The sequence below is a fragment of the Neobacillus vireti genome, assembly GCF_001026695.1.
GTDB lineage: Bacteria > Bacillota > Bacilli > Bacillales > Cytobacillaceae > Neobacillus > Neobacillus vireti.
Window position 1 is genome coordinate 265232 of record NZ_LDNB01000002.1, and the last position, 18789, is coordinate 284020.

Annotated in this window: 19 protein-coding genes and 2 riboswitches; of the genes, 15 read left to right on the forward strand and 4 right to left on the reverse strand. The window is 40.3% G+C overall.

Annotation, left to right across the window (positions count from 1 at the left end):
* Nucleotides 1-20 precede the first annotated feature (20 nt).
* Together AA980_RS01640 and AA980_RS01645 are read right to left on the reverse strand one after the other, a co-directional pair.
* The gene (locus AA980_RS01640; RefSeq protein ID WP_024030518.1) at nt 21-224 is read right to left on the reverse strand and encodes an alpha/beta-type small acid-soluble spore protein; all 204 of its coding nucleotides are present in this window, start codon (nt 222-224) and stop codon (nt 21-23) included.
* 259 nt (nt 225-483) lie between these two features.
* Nucleotides 484-837 (reverse strand): DUF3905 domain-containing protein, encoded by a 354-nt coding sequence (locus AA980_RS01645; RefSeq protein WP_024031166.1) that lies wholly within the window; start codon nt 835-837, stop codon nt 484-486.
* Nucleotides 838-970: 133 nt separating this feature from the next.
* Between AA980_RS01645 and AA980_RS27445 the strand changes: the two genes are divergently transcribed.
* Nucleotides 971-1132, forward strand: coding sequence for a hypothetical protein (locus tag AA980_RS27445; protein WP_024031165.1), 162 nt, complete (start codon nt 971-973; stop codon nt 1130-1132).
* A 22-nt stretch (nt 1133-1154) separates the two neighbouring features.
* Here AA980_RS27445 and AA980_RS01650 read toward each other — a convergent pair whose 3' ends face one another.
* Nucleotides 1155-2903, reverse strand: coding sequence for a B12-binding domain-containing radical SAM protein (locus tag AA980_RS01650; protein ID WP_024031164.1), 1749 nt, complete (start codon nt 2901-2903; stop codon nt 1155-1157).
* 385 nt (nt 2904-3288) lie between these two features.
* Here AA980_RS01650 and AA980_RS01655 point away from each other — a divergent pair, with 385 nt between their 5' ends.
* The 4 genes from AA980_RS01655 (at nt 3289) to AA980_RS27660 (ending at nt 7890) form a co-directional block, all read left to right on the forward strand.
* The gene (locus AA980_RS01655; RefSeq protein ID WP_024027613.1) at nt 3289-4302 is read left to right on the forward strand and encodes a 2-oxoacid:acceptor oxidoreductase family protein; all 1014 of its coding nucleotides are present in this window, start codon (nt 3289-3291) and stop codon (nt 4300-4302) included.
* Complete coding sequence (locus AA980_RS01660) at nt 4302-6596, forward strand: thiamine pyrophosphate-dependent enzyme (protein ID WP_024027614.1); 2295 nt, start codon at nt 4302-4304, stop codon at nt 6594-6596. Before AA980_RS01655 ends, AA980_RS01660 begins: the two co-directional genes overlap by 1 nt.
* A 165-nt stretch (nt 6597-6761) precedes the next feature.
* On the forward strand, nt 6762-7376 hold the full coding sequence (locus tag AA980_RS27655; RefSeq protein ID WP_024027615.1) for a PAS domain-containing protein: 615 nt from the start codon (nt 6762-6764) through the stop codon (nt 7374-7376).
* Between the two features lie 76 nt (nt 7377-7452).
* Nucleotides 7453-7890: an ATP-binding protein gene (locus tag AA980_RS27660; protein WP_235815125.1), complete on the forward strand. Its 438-nt coding sequence runs from the start codon at nt 7453-7455 to the stop codon at nt 7888-7890.
* A 36-nt stretch (nt 7891-7926) separates the two neighbouring features.
* Here AA980_RS27660 and mtnK read toward each other — a convergent pair whose 3' ends face one another.
* Nucleotides 7927-9111, reverse strand: coding sequence for an S-methyl-5-thioribose kinase (mtnK, locus tag AA980_RS01670; RefSeq protein ID WP_024027617.1), 1185 nt, complete (start codon nt 9109-9111; stop codon nt 7927-7929).
* Nucleotides 9112-9216: 105 nt separating this feature from the next.
* A riboswitch (SAM riboswitch) is annotated at nt 9217-9372 on the reverse strand.
* A gap of 239 nt (nt 9373-9611) precedes the next feature.
* Here mtnK and AA980_RS01680 point away from each other — a divergent pair.
* The 10 genes from AA980_RS01680 (at nt 9612) to AA980_RS26025 (ending at nt 18764) form a co-directional block, all read left to right on the forward strand.
* Nucleotides 9612-10790 (forward strand): pyridoxal phosphate-dependent aminotransferase, encoded by a 1179-nt coding sequence (locus AA980_RS01680; RefSeq protein WP_024027619.1) that lies wholly within the window; start codon nt 9612-9614, stop codon nt 10788-10790.
* A 77-nt stretch (nt 10791-10867) separates the two neighbouring features.
* Nucleotides 10868-10975: riboswitch (SAM riboswitch) on the forward strand.
* Nucleotides 10976-11052: 77 nt separating this feature from the next.
* Nucleotides 11053-12264 (forward strand): 2,3-diketo-5-methylthiopentyl-1-phosphate enolase, encoded by a 1212-nt coding sequence (mtnW, locus tag AA980_RS01685; RefSeq protein WP_024027620.1) that lies wholly within the window; start codon nt 11053-11055, stop codon nt 12262-12264.
* Complete coding sequence (locus tag AA980_RS01690; RefSeq protein WP_024027621.1) at nt 12265-12939, forward strand: 2-hydroxy-3-keto-5-methylthiopentenyl-1-phosphate phosphatase; 675 nt, start codon at nt 12265-12267, stop codon at nt 12937-12939.
* The gene (locus AA980_RS01695) at nt 12933-13562 is read left to right on the forward strand and encodes a methylthioribulose 1-phosphate dehydratase (protein ID WP_024027622.1); all 630 of its coding nucleotides are present in this window, start codon (nt 12933-12935) and stop codon (nt 13560-13562) included. The genes AA980_RS01690 and AA980_RS01695 overlap by 7 nt, the downstream gene beginning before the upstream one ends.
* 23 nt (nt 13563-13585) lie before the next feature.
* Nucleotides 13586-14119, forward strand: coding sequence for a 1,2-dihydroxy-3-keto-5-methylthiopentene dioxygenase (locus AA980_RS01700; RefSeq protein WP_024027623.1), 534 nt, complete (start codon nt 13586-13588; stop codon nt 14117-14119).
* 238 nt (nt 14120-14357) lie between these two features.
* Nucleotides 14358-14600: an aspartyl-phosphate phosphatase Spo0E family protein gene (locus tag AA980_RS01705; RefSeq protein WP_024027624.1), complete on the forward strand. Its 243-nt coding sequence runs from the start codon at nt 14358-14360 to the stop codon at nt 14598-14600.
* Between the two features lie 700 nt (nt 14601-15300).
* On the forward strand, nt 15301-16125 hold the full coding sequence (locus AA980_RS01710) for an electron transfer flavoprotein subunit beta/FixA family protein (protein ID WP_024030706.1): 825 nt from the start codon (nt 15301-15303) through the stop codon (nt 16123-16125).
* 35 nt (nt 16126-16160) lie between these two features.
* Nucleotides 16161-17192, forward strand: a complete 1032-nt coding sequence (locus tag AA980_RS01715; protein ID WP_024030707.1) for an electron transfer flavoprotein subunit alpha/FixB family protein — start codon at nt 16161-16163, stop codon at nt 17190-17192.
* Complete coding sequence (locus tag AA980_RS01720; protein WP_024030708.1) at nt 17185-18480, forward strand: FAD-dependent oxidoreductase; 1296 nt, start codon at nt 17185-17187, stop codon at nt 18478-18480. Before AA980_RS01715 ends, AA980_RS01720 begins: the two co-directional genes overlap by 8 nt.
* Nucleotides 18480-18764 (forward strand): ferredoxin family protein, encoded by a 285-nt coding sequence (locus AA980_RS26025; RefSeq protein WP_040204690.1) that lies wholly within the window; start codon nt 18480-18482, stop codon nt 18762-18764. Before AA980_RS01720 ends, AA980_RS26025 begins: the two co-directional genes overlap by 1 nt.
* Nucleotides 18765-18789: the final 25 nt, after the last annotated feature.

Sequence of the window (18789 nt, forward strand, 5' to 3'; positions counted from 1 at the left end):
TTTTTTCCATGTATATTTAATTATTGTTTGTTAAATTGTCCAGACATTTGGGCTTGAGCTTGCTGTACGAGTCTTTTGGTAATTTCCCCGCCTACAGATCCGTTCGCTCTAGAAACTGTATCTGAACCTAAGTGGACACCAAATTCTTGGGCAATTTCGTATTTTACTTGATCTAAATATTGTTCAATTCCTGGTACTAGTAGTTTGTTGCTGCTATTAGCCATTATGTTCCACTCCTAATAATTATTACAACGGTTTTTTAACCGCTGTATAAATATTATTTAGTTGCAAACCGTTTTTCATAAGTGGTAATGTTTTTCGGAATTGGATACTGTCTAGCTCCAGCGCCCTAGCGGCTAGTGTCCTTCGCGCTCCGCCCTACGATAAGTCAACATCGATTCACTCTGCTCACCGTGTTTCCTTTATCTCGGTTGGAGTGCTCCAGGCCATACGCCGCTGACCAGGGCGCTTGCACTTTTCTTATCAATCTGTCCCTTTTCCTGCATCTTTTGTTGGGTGCATAAAGGGGGATGCTTGTGGTTTCCGCTTGCTTTCAAGCAGCTCCCGGTTTTCGGTTGTGTTCCAGCCAATATCATTAGTAGGATGAACCCAATCATCGCCGGCCATAATCTCTGGGGCAGTATCCACAGACCAGTTTTCTAAAGGGGAATTGTCAGAGGCATATAAACTGTCTCCGATAGTCACTCCATATTTATTGACAAATGGGTCCTTCATTTTGATGTCGGTACCCTTAAAGCTTGGAGCATTCATTTGATGTGGCATTGTTTCCTCAATAGTTACCTGCTCAATAGACCCATGCTTTGATTTTTTAGTCATGCTGCTCACACCTCTTTTTTCTTTATTTTCTACGTCAAGGGTAATTTTATTTATGAAAAATAAGGAAAGGAATGATTGCAGGCAATATGATGAAAACTATCTATGTACGATTACATTTTAGGAGGATTACTTTATGGCGAAGAGGAAAGCTGAATTTGATGCAGTAGAAAAATATACGAAAACACCTCACAAAAATATTCAGGAAAGTGAATTCTCAGCAGAATTTACCGATAATAACAATGCCATTAGGTTTGCAAACCGCAATTCAAAATTAGGAAAAAAAGGAAGAGGTTAAAAAATAAGCCGGAATTTCCGGCTTATTTCAATTCATTAAATGGAAAAATAAGTGTCCGATCGTTTATCGGGTCAAAATAGGCTAATAAATAGGCAGGCTGCTGATCAATTTCTCCAGTTGCTAAATACTTTGTTAAATCAAAGGAAAGTTCTTCAAGCATTGTATGCTTATATAATTCCTTTTCATCGAGTTTAAGCTCAAAGAATTCTTGCCCGAGAAGTTGTCGATTCTCAAGGATTTGTTTATAAAGCTGTGAGCGCTGACCTTTATCGAGTGTTGGGCCCCACCAAGGCTTTCTCGGTTTGTATTTATGATTTTTTAAATAATCATACTTCATGAGTCCGTTAATGACTTCAAGATTTCCTGCCGATTTCTGTTCAAGGAAAGAATTTAAGCGCAGGAATAAGTCCTCAAGCTGATGACCGATTCTTGACCAGCCCTGCATGTCCCAATAAGAACCAAATTCTTGAAAGAAATCAAATGGGGAAGGAAAAATACTCGTTACCAAGTATTCAACGGCAGTATCCATTCTATGATCATTCCAATATTTTTCTAACACGTCTTCTACTTGTTTAATTCTAACAATATCATCGAAAGATAGAACATTATTAGACAGGATTTCATATGGTGAATGATCCATAAAGACATATTGATGCTGCTCAGCTCGGAGTCGTAGACCTGTTCCTCGGAGCATTTTCAGAAACCCCAATTGCAATTCTTCAGGCCGCATTTCAAACACATCATTGAAAGTTTTACGAAATGATGAATAATCTTCTTCTGGAAGACCAGCAATCAAATCAAGATGCTGATCAATTTTTCTTCCTTCTTTTACCATTGTGACAGTTCTAGTCAACTTTGAAAAATTTTGCTTGCGCATTACGAGCTCATTTGTATAATCATTGGTTGACTGAACACCTATTTCAAAGCGGAAGAGCCCTCTTGGCGCCTCTTGATTAAGAAATTCAATTACCTCTGGACGCATGATATCAGCGGTAATTTCAAATTGAAATACGGTGCCGGGAAGATGTTCATCAATAAGAAAGCGGAACATTTCCATTGCATAGCTTCGGCTAATATTAAATGTCCTGTCCACAAACTTAATTGTCTTGGCTCCATTGGCCATCAAATAGCGAATATCTTCCTTAATATTTTCTCGATCAAAATAACGAACTCCGACTTCTATCGATGAGAGGCAGAATTGACAGCTAAACGGACAGCCTCGGCTTGTTTCGATATATGTGACACGTTTCCCAAGACTCCCTATGTCCTCAGGAAAGCGGTATGGTGACGGAAGTTCTTTAAGATCGAGCTTATTCATTTGTAACGTTTTCTTGATTTGACCTTTTTCCCGATAAGCAATCCCAGGAACCTTCTGATAATTTTTGTCCGTTTCTATTTCGGTGAGCAGTTGTTTAAACGTTTGTTCACCCTCGCCGATACCAATAAAATCAATATAAGGGTGATTTTCCATCCACTCAGTCGTATCATATGTTACTTCAGGGCCTCCTAAGACAATTAAGATAGAAGGATTGATTTTTTTAAGCATATTTACGACTTTAAGGGTTTCTTCGATATTCCAGATATAGCAGCTAAATCCAATCACGGTTGGATTCGCTTGATATAGGTCGGAAACGATGTTCATAATTGGATCCTTAATAGTGTACTCTTTTATTTGTATGTCAAAATCCGGAGCGGCGTAAGCTTTTAAATAACGAATTGCCAGGTTTGTATGGATATATTTGGCGTTCAAGGTAGAACAGATGACATTCATAAAAAAACTCCTTTTTAAAAATAAACAATGAATAATTATAACTTATTTTAGTCTAAAAAGATAGAAGCCGAATAGTGTCTAAAAGGATTGTCATATAGGATCTATTATTAAATAAAAAGCCAAGACCTGCCACTGCGCTTCGATAGTGGCGGGTCTTTTTGTTCTGTTATACTACAAGAAATGTTCTGTTATATAATTGAATGTGTGCTATAAATCCATCTAAATTGGCGTTTTTAGTGTCCGGAAATAATGTGTTATAGAATTTCTTTCGTAATGTATAACATTTGTCACAGCGTAAACAGATGTATAGTCCTACAATTGCTATGGGGAAGTTAATTTTTTTGTTTTCGCATGAACTCTTGAACGAAAAAGTGGGAGGGACACTATGTCTATATTACCGAAAAAAAATGAATTGGGATTCTTTGAAATCCGCTTAGAATCTATCGGAGGGCTGGGAGCAAACCTAGCTGGAAAAATGTTGGCTGAAGCCGGTGTTTTTAGCCTTGGTTTAAAGGGGTCAAACTTTTCATCCTATGGATCCGAGAAAAAAGGATCACCTGTAAAAAGCTTCGTCCGTTTTTGTGACCCAGATGTGGAAATTAGGGATCATAGCCCAATTGAACAGCCGCATATTGTTGGTGTTTTTCATGAAGCGCTTTATAAGACAGTAAATGTTGTCAGCGGCCTTAATGCTGATGGGATTGTTTTGGTGAATACAGCAAGAGATTTTGATGATGTTAGACATGATTTACAGTTAGAATATGGCACTCTTGCGATTGTCGATGCCTTAACGATTGCTGTAGAAGAAAAAACAAAAGTAAATACCGCTATGCTTGGTGCTTTATATCGTATCTGTGATTTCTTAGATCCGGAATCAATGAGAGATGTGATTCGTAAGACCTTTACAAAGAAATATCCACACTTGGTTGAACCGAATATTCGGACCTTTGATCGCGGTTATAATGAGGTTCAATTTAAAACATATGACGTGCCAGAAAGTGCTGAAGGGAAAAAATTCACCAGGGCACTTCCACAGCTTGGCTATATGACTCAAGAAATTGGCGGGGTTATTGTTTCCCAGGCGAATAGTATTTTTAAAGATTTAGGTGGTTCTCGCCAAGGATTCCTGCCAGAGTTTCAACAAGATAAATGTATTCATTGTGCAGCATGTGATAATGTTTGTCCGGATTTTTGTTTTGTTTGGGAAGACGGAGAAGATAAGCGCGGCCGAAAACAAATGTTCCTCCAAGGAATTGATTACCAATTTTGCAAAGGCTGCCTCAAATGTGTAGAAGCATGTCCTACCGATGCACTTGGCAATCTTCGTGAACTGATCGGTTATGCAGATGAACATCGCGTGAAGCAAAACTTTCCTTATGTGTCAGGAGGCAGTTACTAATGGCAATGTTAGAAGATAAATTAACAACTCAAGGTATCGCTGAACAAGTATCTACCTTTGAGTCAGGAAATGAAATGGCTGCAATGGCAGCTGCACAAATCAATTATCATATTATGGGCTATTTCCCAATTACTCCATCTACAGAAGTAGCACAATTTTTAGATCAAATGAAAACCCGCGGTGAACACGATATTAAACTGATCCCGGCAGACGGCGAACATGGTTCAGCAGGTATTTGTTATGGTGCCGCTGCGACAGGGGCACGGGTGATTAATGCCACAAGTGCAAATGGGTTCTTATATATGATAGAACAGATGCCAGTACAATCGGGAACTCGTTTTCCTATGGTCATGAACCTTGTAACTCGTTCAGTTAGCGGACCGCTTGATATTAGGGGTGATCACTCCGACCTTTATTATGCCTTGAATACAGGATGGGTTATTTTAACAGCAAAGACGCCGCAAGCCGTTTACGATTTGAACGTCATGGCATTGAAAATTGCCGAGCATTCTAAAGTAAGACTGCCAGTTATTGTGGCCTATGATGGTTTCTTTACCTCTCACCAAAAGAGGCGGGTGGAATACTTTAATGATCGAAGAGTGGTACAGCAATTTGTTGGCGAGTGCCCAACTGATTACAATTTTATCAGAGATCCGCAAAAACCAGTCACGATTGGCGCCCATATGAGTGGCGATGATTTCATCAACAATCATTTCCAACAGTCGGAAGCAATCTATAATGCCGGTGAGGTATTTAGAGAAGTTGCTGCCGAATACGCCAAGCTTTCCGGCCGTGAATATCCTGTTCTTGATTTATATAAAATGGAAGATGCTGATGTCGCTTTATTCTTATTAAACTCTGCCGCCGAATCGGCCAAGGATGTTGTTGATCAGCTTCGTGCAAAAGGGATTAAAGCAGGCGTTATTAGTCCGAATATCATCCGTCCATTCCCGGCGAAGGAAATCCGCGAGGCCCTAAAAAATGTGAAAGCATTATTAGTGGGTGAACGTGCTGATTCATACGGTGCTAATGGTCCAAACTTAACCCATGAAGTGAAGTCAGCTCTTCAAGATGATAAAGGAAATCAAACCATTGTCTTAAGTCGTGTCTTTGGACTAGGCGGTAAGGATTTTTATGCAACTGATGCGCAAGCTTTCTTTGATATGGTCATTGACGCTATGAATAAAGGAAGAGCTGAAAAGCCGTTTGATTACTATGGCCATGTTCCTGGTGATCCGGAGAAAATTCTGAAGCCAGTCATTTTACCACAACATGGGGAAGCATTCAAAACTGGCTTAATTGATGTGAAAATGGATGAAGAAACGAATAAATTAAAGGTGAAAATACCACCGCTCCGTGCGCTTACAGGGAAACCGAAACGAATTGCCTCAGGTCACGGCGCATGTCCTGGGTGTGGAATATTCGCTGGCCTGGAATTATTCTTTAAAGGCATCGAAGGCGATGTCGTTACCTTATTCCAAACAGGCTGTGCCTATGTTACAACAACTGGCTATCCAAACACTTCACATAAGCAGACAATGATTCACAATTTGTTCCAAAATGGTGCTGCCACATTATCCGGTACGCTTGAAGCCTTTATGGAACTAAAGCGACGCGGTGAAATCGAGGTAGATGACGATGCTACATTTGTAATGATTACTGGTGATGGCGGAATGGATATCGGAATGGGTTCGGCAATTGGTACGGCACTTCGCGGACATAAATTAATTATGCTAGAATATGATAACGAAGGCTATATGAATACTGGTTCACAAATGTCCTATTCGACGCCACTTGGGCATATGACCAGTACTTCTGGTGTTGGAAGAACACAGCGCGGTAAAGCCTTCCACCATAAGGATACAGCGCAAATCATGGCTGCTACCAATATACCGTATGTATTTACTGGTTCAGAAGCCTTCCCGCAAGACTTGGTGAAAAAGGGTGCAAAAGCACAGTGGTATGCACAAAATGTAGGACCTGTGTACGGGAAACTCTTAATCGCGTGTCCTTTAAACTGGAAATCGGACGACCGATTCGGTACAACAATTGTTGAAGCTGCAGTAAATTCCTGCTTCTTCCCACTTTATGAAGTAGAACAAGGGGAAACAACGATTACTTACAATCCAGAGGATAAGAAAAAACGGATTCCACTTTCTAATTGGTTAAAATATATGGGTAAAACAAAACATCTATTAAAAGATGAAAACAAACCTATTTTAGAAGAGTTTGAAGCAGAAGTAGAAAAAAGATGGCAGCGTTTAAAAGCGAAGCATGAAAACCCTATGTTGTAGGTAATGAAAAAACGCAAAGCACACAAGTGCTTTGCGTTTTTTTTACGATAATGGTCATTAAAAATTTGCTTAACATGCGAAAAGGATTTTTCTTGTTGGATGTAGAATATATGACTTATAATACTATTTATTGGACGATTATTTATGTTCGCGGGGTGGCTATAAGTGGAGAAGCAGATTAAACAGGAAAACACTTTACCTCTTAAAATTAGTGAAATGCTGAAGATGGAAACTGATTTGCAGAAGAGCGAACAAAGGTACAGACGGATTTTTGAAGATTCCATCGATGGCCTTATTTTATGGGATAATCAGCATCATATCGTTGATATTAATTTGGCTGGTGAAAAAATGCTTAGCCTCCCAAAGGAAAGATTAATCGGACTGCGGTTATACGACTTATATACCCATCATGAAAGCAATATACAGGAAATAATCAAACATTTTGAACAGGTTCTCAATGATGGGCATAGTACCTCTATAATCATGGTAGAAAAAGAAGATGAAAAAAAAAGGTACTTTGAATATTCCTCAAAAGCGGAAATCGTTGAGGGATTGAATTTTACCGTTTTTAAGGATATATCGGAAAAGATAGAAATGCAGGAGCATCTGCGAAAATCAGATACCTTGAATGTAATTGGCGAATTAGCGGCAGGAATTGCCCATGAAATTCGCAATCCGATGACAGCGTTAAAAGGTTTCATCCAATTACTTGAAGGCAGTATCATGAAAGAGCATTCGATGTATTATCAGGTTATTACCTCGGAGCTTTCAGCGAATTGATTCGATTATCAATGAATTTCTGATTCTTGCTAAACCGCAGGCAACTAGGTATGAAGAGAAGGAAATAACTCAAATCATGAAGGAGACTGTCGACTTGCTCACTGCACAAGCGGTCCTTCACAATGTTCAATTTGTTACGAACTATAATGAACAGCTTCCACCTATTTTTTGCGAACCAAATCAGTTGAAAAAAGTCTTTATTAATTTAATTAAAAATGCCATTGAGGTAATGCCAGAAGGCGGGAATATTACCATTACTATTAAGAAACTAGCGGATCGAATGAGTATCTCGATTGAGGATGAAGGATGCGGAATACCGAAAGAAATCATAAATAAGCTTGGTGAACCATTTTATACAACTAAGGACTCAGGTACTGGCCTTGGATTAATGGTAAGCTTTCGGATTATTGCAGAACATAAAGGAACCATTATCGTTGAAAGTGAAGAAGGGAAAGGGACGATTTTTCGGATCACCCTTCCAATAAACGATAACAATGTTGCGATACCAAAGTAGTAAAGCAATCCGAATAACATCGGATTGCTTTTTCGATTAAAGGACTCCTTTAACCGTACCAATGAAAGCTCCAAGATTCTTGATTTCTTTCCTCTGTTTGATTAGGATTCCTCCAAGTTCCAACGTTTTACGTTTGGCTGCTAATCTAGTTTTCTCCTCTTCAATGCTATCTAAATCGGCAACATGGGCAAGCCCAATTGTTCTTCTGATTAACTCACAGCCAGTAAAACCAAGAGCATCCTCGAAAAACTTAGCTAAAATGTAGTTTAAGAATGTGGAGGTTTGCGCTAGATTTTCCTTATTTTCAGTATTCCAAAGGTGCTTGTATTGTTCTTCAAATACATTCCACACTGTTTCAAGATGATTAATAAAGAGAACATGGTTTTGCTCGTTCACGATGACTTGGAAAAGGAGATTCGCAAATACCTGGCCAATATCAAATCCAGCGGGGCCATAAAACGCGAATTCAGGGTCAATAACTTTTGTTTCCGAATCATTGGCAAAAATACTTCCAGTATGCAAATCTCCATGAAGGAGAACTTCTGCTTCTGTTAAAAAGCTTTTTTTCAATACGTTCACATGAAATTTCAGTTCATCATCTTTCCAAAGGGCTTCGACTGTAGTACGTAAGCCAGCCTCGAATTCGTTGGTCTCTGCATCAAAGAATGGATCGTTGAAAATTAAATCTTCGGTGATTTTGCAAAGCTCTGGATTGATAAACTTTTGAACCTGTTCTTTTTTTATAGACGGACCTAATCCATAATCCGATGTAAAAAATAGTGTTTTCGACAGATATTCACCCAGATGTTGGGATAGAAGCGGGTAGGTTTCGCCTTTTATGAAGCCCTTTCTCGCAATTAAAAGATGGGAGAGGTCTTCCATGACGGTCACAGCCAGCACATCATTCGTATAGTAAACCTCTGGAACATACTTTGGAGCAATAGAACCAAAAGTTAACAGGGCATCTGCTTCAATCTTTGCCCTTTTAAGTGTCAATGGCCAGCTTTCACCCACAACTTTGGCATATGGAAGAGCTTGTTTGATGATTACACCTTTTCTGTTCTTATCGTCGACAATATGAAAAACTAAATTAAGATTCCCATCACCAATCTCCTTACAGGAAAGCTCAGGGTTATCAGAAAAAAGGTTTAATGCTAATGCCAACTCAGTGGCAGAAGTTTCGGTTAATGGCTGATAAGTTGTTTGCTTTAATAGACTCATTTCTAAATTTCCTCCTATTTAGTGGAGGCTTATTCGTGCTTATTTCGGCACTAAAAAAGCCTCTTTCTCATCTGAAAGAGGCTAGAAGACGGTTATTCTTCGCACCTCTTATCTCTCAGAAAGACAAACCTTCTGTTGGAATTAGCACCGTGCCTGTTAGGGGATTATCCCCGGCGCGAATAGGCGCCCCATTTCATAATGGTTTTCCGGTCGGTTGCTGGGCTTCAAAGGGCCAATCCCTCAGCCAGCTCATGATAAGAGTAAATAAAGTTTTCAGTTTTTTCAATCTGATAAAAACTATAACAAGTTTAAGTAATGGGTGTCAATATTTTTTATTTTATCGCCAAGCCAATCCATCCGAAAGGTAACGATAAGAAAACTTTAATTTTATGAATCTTCACCGCTTTTGAAATTTTCCCTTTACAAGCTAATCTAAAAGTTATAACATTTGTCACTAGAAATTCAACAATTATTTGAAAATAAAAAAGCAGGTGAGATCGATGAAGCAGTTTCCGCCATCGGAACTTTTGAATAGTCTACCAAAACAATTTTTTGCCGGTCTTGTTAAAAAAGTTGGCGAATATATAGCCGCGGGCCATGATGTAATTAACTTAGGACAAGGCAATCCAGATCAACCGACACCACCGCATATTGTCGCAAAGCTTCAGGAAGCAGCGGCCAATCCGCTCAACCATAAATATTCGCCTTTTCAAGGATTTAGTTACTTAAAACAAGCGGCAGCAGATTTTTATCAAAGAGAATATGGTGTGACCATTGATCCCGACAAAGAGGTGGCAATATTATTTGGCGGTAAAGCGGGTCTGGTTGAGATTCCTCAGTGTTTATTAAACTCTGGCGATACCATCCTCGTTCCCGACCCTGGTTATCCTGATTATTGGTCGGGTGTTGCCCTTGCAAAGGCGGAAATGGTTACCATGCCATTACGAGAAGAAAATGGTTTCTTACCGGATTATCAAGAACTAGATTCAACTGTTTTATCAAAAGCAAAATTAATGTTTCTCAATTACCCGAATAATCCTACCGGTGCGACCGCGAGTGAGGAGTTCTTTGTAGAAACTATCAATTTGGCCCGTGAAAATGATATTTGCATCGTTCATGATTTTGCTTATGGTGCGATTGGCTTTGACGGCGTTAAACCAATTAGTTTTTTACAAGCAGACGGTGCGAAAGAAGTGGGAATTGAAATCTACACGCTATCGAAAACCTATAATATGGCGGGTTGGCGAGTTGGATTTGCAGTGGGCAATGAGAGTGTCATTTCCGCGATTGAACTTTTGCAGGACCATCTATATGTCAGTTTATTTGGCGCGGTACAAGAGGCGGCTGCCGTTGCATTGACGGGTCCTCAGGATTGTGTGAACGAACTAAATGAACTGTACGAACGAAGGCGCAACGTTTTAATTACTGGCCTTCATTCGCTTGGTTGGAATGTCACCGCCCCAAAAGGCTCATTTTTTGCCTGGCTTAAGGTTCCGGAAGGATATTCATCTGAGGAATTTTCAACCATTCTTCTTGAAAAAGCACATATCATGGTAGCACCGGGGATAGGCTTTGGAGAATTTGGCGAGGGCTATGTCCGTGTTGGTTTATTATCATCAGAGGACCGGTTAGCGGAAGCAGTCAGAAGAATAAGTCGTTTAGAAATTTTCGAAAAATAGATTGACATTTTATCTTTTTCTTGGGATAATCCAAAATAAGTTAAGCAACGTTAAAAAGTAAATAATTACGAATCGTTTTCTTATCAAGAGCAGGCGGAGGGAAAAGCCCGATGAAGCCCGGCAACCGACTTAACCAAAGTTAAGCACGGTGCTAAATCTTGCAGCGACAAGCTGAAAGATGAGAAGATGTTAGTTTGTCATGCTAACCTCTTCTTTTTTGAAGAGGTTTTTTTATGTTTTATCGAAAGGAAGTTTGAAAAAAATGTCTGAATTAATTGCAACCTATCTCTTACATGATGAAAAAAATCCAGAAAAAAAAGCCGAGGAAATTGCACTTGGTTTAACGGTTGGTTCCTGGACCAATTTGCCTGAGTTAGAGCAAAATCAGCTCCGCAAGCATAAAGGCAGAGTTGTTTCGATTGAGGGATTACCTTCTAACTATGTTGATCAATCCCTTATTCGGATTGCCTATCCAACGATTAATTTTTCCAACGATCTTCCTGCTATCTTAACAACTGTCTTCGGAAAGCTTTCTTTGGATGGAAAAATCAAACTGCTGGATTTGCAATTTGATGACGGATTAAAGAGTTTTTTCCCGGGTCCAAGGTTTGGTATCAAAGGCATTCGTGAAAAAATAAAAGTGTTTGACCGCCCGCTATTAATGAGCATTTTTAAAGGTGTGCTAGGAAAAGACATTACCTTCTTGGCGCGTCAGCTCCAACAGCAAGCACTTGGGGGAGTTGACTTAGTAAAGGATGATGAAATCCTTTTTGAAAATGAGCTGACGCCATTTGAAAAAAGAATTACTGCCGGGAAACAAGCGCTGCGAGAAGTACAAGAACAAACTGGACATCGCACTCTATACGCAGTGAACCTAACCGGCAGAACAACACAGTTAAGGGAAAAAGCAAGAAAGGCTGCAGAACATGGTGCCGACCTCCTACTATTTAATGTGTTTGCCTACGGTCTCGATGTTCTGCAAGAATTAAGAGAGGACGATGAAATTGCTTTACCGCTGATGGCACATCCTGCAGTAAGCGGTGCATTCACTTCCGCTCGCGAATATGGATTGGCACACTCCTTGCTCCTTGGCAAGCTCCTCCGTTATGCAGGAGCAGATTTATCATTGTTCCCATCGCCGTATGGAACAGTAGCCCTAGAGCAAGAATCGGCACTTTCGATTGCGAGTGAGTTGACGAAGGAAGACGTATTTAAAAAGTCATTTCCTGTTCCTTCAGCTGGCATTCATCCGGGATTAGTACCATTGTTAATCCGTGATTTCGGAATCGATTCTGTGATTAACGCAGGTGGAGGAGTTCATGGCCATCCAGACGGGGCTCGCGGCGGCGGCATAGCATTCCGGCAGGCTATTGAGACCAATCTCCAAGGAAAACTCCTAGTTGAGGGAGCTGAACAGTACGTTGAGCTAAAAAAGGCGCTCCAGCTCTGGGGAAATGCTGAGGTGACTGCCTAAATGACAAATCCGGTAATTTATTGTGATTTTGATGGAACCGTAACCGAAAGTGATAACATCATTGCCATAATGAGAAAATTTGCCCCTCCAGAATGGGTGGCGATTAAAGATCAAATCCTTTCCCGCCAGATGTCGATTAATGAGGGCGTAGGAAAATTATTTTCGCTTTTACCAAGTACCTTGAAGGAAGAAATTACTGCGTTTGTGATTGAAAATGCCAGGATTCGTCCAGGATTCAAAGAGTTTGTTGAATTTGCACAGCAGGAAGGGATCCCTTTAAATATTGTCAGCGGCGGTATCGACTTTTTTCTTCAGCCGATTTTAGCAGATTATTCACCGTTTGCTGGGATTTACTGTAATGAATCTGATTTTTCGGGAGAGACAATTAAGATTCTTTGGCCTAATGAATGCGATTCATTGTGTAAAAATGATTGCGGCTGCTGCAAGCCAAGTATCATTCGAAAACTAAATCATAGTGAAGACAGCTTCAAAATCGTCATTGGCGATTCAGTAACCGATCTTGAGGCCGCTAAACATGCTGATTTTGTGCTGGCCCGTGATTTACTGTTGGAAAAATGCGGGGAATGGGGGATTAACCATCAAGGGTTTACTACTTTCTTTGATTGTATCAATGAAATCAAAAAAAGAATTGGGGTAGGTGAGCTGACATGCTAGAGGAAAGATGGACTGAATTAGCTGATGTAAAGGATGAGCTGGCAAAGCGGGACTGGTTTATGGGAACAAGCGGCAACCTTGCGATTAAAGTAAGTGATCATCCACTTAGATTTTTGGTGACGGCAAGTGGCAAGGACAAACGCAAGCGTACAGCCGAGGATTTCCTCCTTGTGGACGAATTCGGTCATGCCGTTGAAGAAACGCATTTAAAGCCATCTGCTGAAACACTTCTTCATGTTGAGATTTACCGCAAGACGAATGCCTGCTGCAGTCTCCATGTCCATACGATTGATAATAACGTCATTTCGGAAGTGTATGGAGACAATGGTGAAGTTACCTTTAAAGGGCAAGAGCTGATTAAGGCTTTTGATAAGTGGGAAGAAGAGGCTGTCCTCAAAATCCCAATCATTCGCAACTATGCCCATATTCCGACACTTGCGCATGCCTTTTCTGAACATGTTTCTGGAGATACTGGAGCCGTTTTAATTAGAAACCATGGCATTACAGTGTGGGGAAGAAATGCTTTCGAGGCGAAAAAAATCCTTGAAGCATCAGAATTTTTATTCCGCTACCAATTACGTTTGCTAGAGCATAAACCATATCAATTATTTAAGGTTGTATAATTAAAAAGGGAGAGTTGATAAACATGGCATATATTACATTTCATAGCAATGAAGACCAAATCCACGGACAAGAGGAGGTAGCAAGCTTCCTAGAATCACAGGAAGTTATTTATGAAAATTGGGATATTAGCAAACTTCCGGCATCGCTCGTTGAAAAGTATCTTTTGAGTGAGGAGGAAAAGGAAGAAATTCTTAGTACCTTTGCGGAAGAAATTGCTGATGTTTCCGCTAGAAGAGGCTATAAAGCTCAAGATGTCATCTCATTATCTGATAATACACCCAATCTAGACGTCTTGCTTACCAACTTTAAAAATGAACATCATCACACTGATGATGAAGTCCGCTTTATTGTGAGCGGGCACGGTGTATTTGTTATCCAGGGGAAAGATGGCGAGTTTTTCGAAGTCCATCTTAATCCGGGAGATTTGATTTCAGTTCCCGAAAATACTAGACATTACTTCACACTTGAAGAAGACAGGAAAGTGGTCGCCGTTAGAATTTTTGTCACGACTGAAGGCTGGGTGCCGATTTACGAAAAGGAAGAAATATCTAAATAAGAAAAAACTGGCTGCAGCTTCCGCGGCCAGTTTTTTAGTTATCAATAAATAATCCGTATGAAATTTGTCGTAAATACAAGAAAAAACAAAAGGAATTTGTCGAAAAACGAAAGAAATAGAATGTTTTGTCTACTTTTGCGAAAGTGTTTACTTTTAGATAAATTCTTGGCATAATTTTTCAAGTAGTCTACTTTTCTTAATGGTGAATAGTAAGAGTGTAATGAGTAGGGGGATCACATTGTATACGTATAGTAACAGTCAATCTGAAATGATTGAAGAGATAAAAGTCAAAAGAGAATTAATGATTAATAGCGCAACTACATTTGGCTATACGAGTGAAGAAACGATAAAATACAGCCAAGAACTAGACGAATTAATAAATGAGTACCAAAGGTTTATGGGACAAGCTTCAAAACCCAATGAAGAAGTCAAAATTGCCTTTAAACAGATGATGATGGTGTGGCCTAAGCTATTAGTCTAATAATAATGAAAATGGTTTAACAATTGTAAATGTCCCTGTTAAAGCGGCGATAATGAAGGCCTTATATTCTACTAATGCCGGAATAATATTATACTGTTAGAAAGGCCTTCCGGCACCTTTTGAAAACAAAATATTCACTTTCAAACTCCTCAGAGGCGACGCAAACGCCAACTTCTTTTCCCGCAGCTAATCATTAATTCCTACAATAATTGACATACTGTGATTTTTATCATTGTTTATATCTCAATATTTCTTATAGTTATATTAGTACTATTTTCCTTGATTTTAACATTGCGATAAACATTAGATTTATTCACTTCAACGAATCATTGCATTAACTTCATTTATTTAATTTAACCACTACATAGAAACGGCACAGAGTTTATTAAGTTGATTTAAGTTTTCCTAGATTTATTTACAAGAAAAGCTGTGGTAAAGAACATTGTTGATTTTAAGCACAATGTTGATTGGAGTGGAAGGCGCGAGACTCCTGCGGGAGCAGCGGGACAGGTGAGACCCCGCAGGCGNCCTGGAACGGAACATTCTCTTTAACTTAGCCAAAAGAAAAAAAGAAAACAACATTGTTTGGTACTATGCTTGTGTTGCGATTCATATATCGTTACTAAAAGCATTTTTTATAACCAAAGGAAGCAAACGCTTTCAACAATCTAGAGATTAAATGGAGGAGGGAAAATCCTACATGCACATTGTCGTATGTGTCAAACAAGTACCCGATACAAAAATCATTAAAATTAATCCAAAAACTAACACACTCGACCGCCGAAGTGCGCCAGCTATCTTGAACCCTTACGATGCCCATGCTGTTCAAGAGGCCGTAAAAATCAAGGAAAAGACAGACGGTACGATTTCGGTTTTGTCGATGGGGCCGCCGCAAGCAACAGCTGTTATTAAAAAGAGCATTGAAATAGGTGCAGATAGAGGTTATTTAATTTCTGACCGTGCTTTTGCTGGCGCAGATACACTTGCAACGAGTTATGCCCTATCTAAAGCACTCGAGAGAATTAGTAAAGACCTTCCCGTGGACATGGTTATTTGCGGGAAACATGCCATTGATGGGGATACCGGACAGGTTGGACCAGGTATCGCAAGAAGAATGGATATTCCCCCGGTTACCAATGTAATCGAAGTTTCGGAAGTCAATCAGCAGGAAAAAACCGTTTTAATAAAGCGGAAATTAACGAGCGGCTATGAATTAATTCAGTCTGAACTGCCTTGTTTATTAACTGTTGAAAAAGAAATTAATGATATCGAATATTCACCAATGCCAAACATGATTAAAGCAGCAAGATATGAGCCGGTAATCTGGGCAGTAAGTGATCTTGAAAATGTAGAACGCACACAGCTCGGACTAAAAGGTTCACCAACTATCGTTGGTAAAATGTTCACACCTCCACGGCCAGAAGGCGGCATACGGCTTGAGGGTTCTTCTGATGAGCAGGTTAGCCAGCTTATGGAAGTCCTGATGGAGAAAAAGGACCTGTTAACAATCCAGTCATCTAAATAATAAAGATTAATCTTGTCTCGCAGGGAGGGGTTTACATGAATCTAGACGATTTTCGTGGAGTCTGGATATTCATCGAACAAAACGATGGGAAAATCGAAGGTGTTTCCCTAGAATTGCTTGGAGCTGGCAGGAAGCTGGCTGATAAATTACAAGTTCCGCTATCGGGATTCTTATTAGGCAGTGAAATTAAATCATTAGCCAATCAAGTGATTGCTTATGGTGCTGATCAAGTTTACATGGTTGACCATCCAGTATTAAAGAATTATCGGACAGAGTCCTATATGAAAGGCGTAATGCTCCTGGCGGAAAAATACAAACCAGAAATTATCCTTTACGGGGCGACACCAAACGGGAAAGACCTAGCAAGTGCCGTCGCTACAGATTTAAATACTGGTTTAACAGCAGATACAACGATGTTGGACGTGGATGTAGACAATAGATTACTAGAGGCCAGCCGCCCAGCCTTTGGCGGTAATATTATGGCAACCATTCTTTGTAAGAAGCATCGTCCGCAAATGGCCACTGTCAGACCAAAGGTCATGAAGGCATTAGAACCGGATACTTCAAGACTAGGCAAAATTATTGAAGAGAGCATATCATTGCAAGAAGAAGATATGCGCACAAAAGTGCTCCGAATTGTGAATGATGTAACAAAAAAAGCCAATTTGGCTGATGCCCATGTGATTGTCTGTGGGGGTAAGGGAATGGGAGATTTGCAAAACTTCCAGCTAATTCATGAATTGGCAGATACGATTGGAGCAAGTGTCGGCGGTACACGTGACGTTGTCGAAGCTGGCTGGCTGCCGCATGAGCAGCAAGTTGGTCAAACCGGGGAAACGGTAACACCAAAAATCTATTTTGCGATTGGAATATCAGGTGCAATTCAGCATGTCGTCGGAATGAAAAACTCAGAGTTTATCATCGCCATCAATAAAGATCCGAACGCACCTATCTTTGATGTCGCCACATATGGAATAGTGGGAGACGCAATGGAAATCGTCCCAAAACTAATCGAGCAGTTTAAGCAGCTAAGGACCGAAAAAGGCGGTGAAATAAGCTATGCCTGAAAAATTTGATGTTATTGTGGTCGGGGCAGGACCAGCGGGTACATCTTGCGCCTTAACTTGTGCGAAGAGCGGCCTGAACGTATTGCTTATTGAAAGAGGGGAATACCCTGGGGCTAAAAACGTAATGGGCGGGGTATTATACCGTAAGCAAATGGAAGAGTTGGTCCCTGAGTTTTGGAAGGAAGCTCCACTTGAGAGACCCGTCATTGAACAGCGTTTCTGGATGATGGATAAAGAATCTGTCGTACAATTTGGCTACAAAGGTCTGGAATGGGCCACGGAGCCATATAATAACTTTACCGTATTACGGGCGCAGTTTGACCAATGGTTTGCGAAAAAGGCAGTCGATGCTGGAGCCCTTTTGATCAACGAAACGGTTGTCACGGAATGTATTGTGGAAAACGGAAAGGTAGTGGGTGTCCGTACAGACCGCCCGGACGGAGAGGTGTTTGCCGATGTTGTGGTCCTTGCCGACGGAGTTAACTCGCTCCTCTCGAAACAATTAGGCTTCCATAAAGAATTCCGTCCAGATGAAGTAGCCTTAACGGTAATGGAAGTTATTAATCTGCCAAAAGAAAAAATTAATGACCGCTTTAACGTAGAAGATAACCAAGGCTGTACGATTGAGATTTTTGGTGATTCAACAAAAGGAAATCTTGGTACCGCCTTCCTATATACGAATAAAGAAAGCTTGAATATCGGGGTGGGAACAACCCTTTCAAGTATGATCAAAGCGAAATTGAAGCCATATGAGCTCCTAGATTACTTGAAAAATCATCCTATGGTTAAACCATTGATTGCGGGTGGAGAATCAGCTGAATATCTTGCCCACTTGATACCAGAAGGCGGTTACCGTTCGGTCCCGAAGGTGGCTGGCAATGGCGTTATTATAATTGGCGATGCGGCCCAGCTTGTTAATGCCATCCATCGTGAAGGTTCGAACATGGCGATGCATTCAGGCCTTTTAGCTGCAGAATCAATCCTTGAGGCTAAACATCGGGAAGACTTTAGTGAATCAAGTTTAAATATCTATCGTGAGAAGCTTTTTGATAGCTTTATTATTAAAGACTTAGAGAAGTATAAAGATGCGGCCCATACGTTTGAAAAGTATCCACAATACTTTAACGATTATGTGCCGATGATGAATAAAGCAATGAGTAAATTCTTTACCGTTGATGGAACGCCAAAACGCGAAAAGCAAAAACAAATCATGAAGAGTGTAACAGCAGAAAAAGGAACGCTTCGAGTGTTGCAAGATTTATATCGTGCTTGGAAGGCGGTGAAATAATGTCAACGAAGAATATCGAGGAAAAACAATATCTGCTTAGGTTTAAGTGTGATACCAAGTCCCATTTGACCGTGCTTGACCATGATGTTTGCATGACACAATGTCCCGATAAAATTTGTACAGTATTTTGCCCGGCTGAGGTTTATAAGTGGGAAGGAACCCGGATGCAGGTAGGCTACGAAGGCTGCCACGAATGCGGCAGCTGCCGCATCGGGTGCCCATACCAAAACATCAAGTGGGAATATCCAAAAGGCGGACATGGAATTGTCTTCCGGTTAGCTTAACTTAAAAAAATGCTGCTTGCCATAC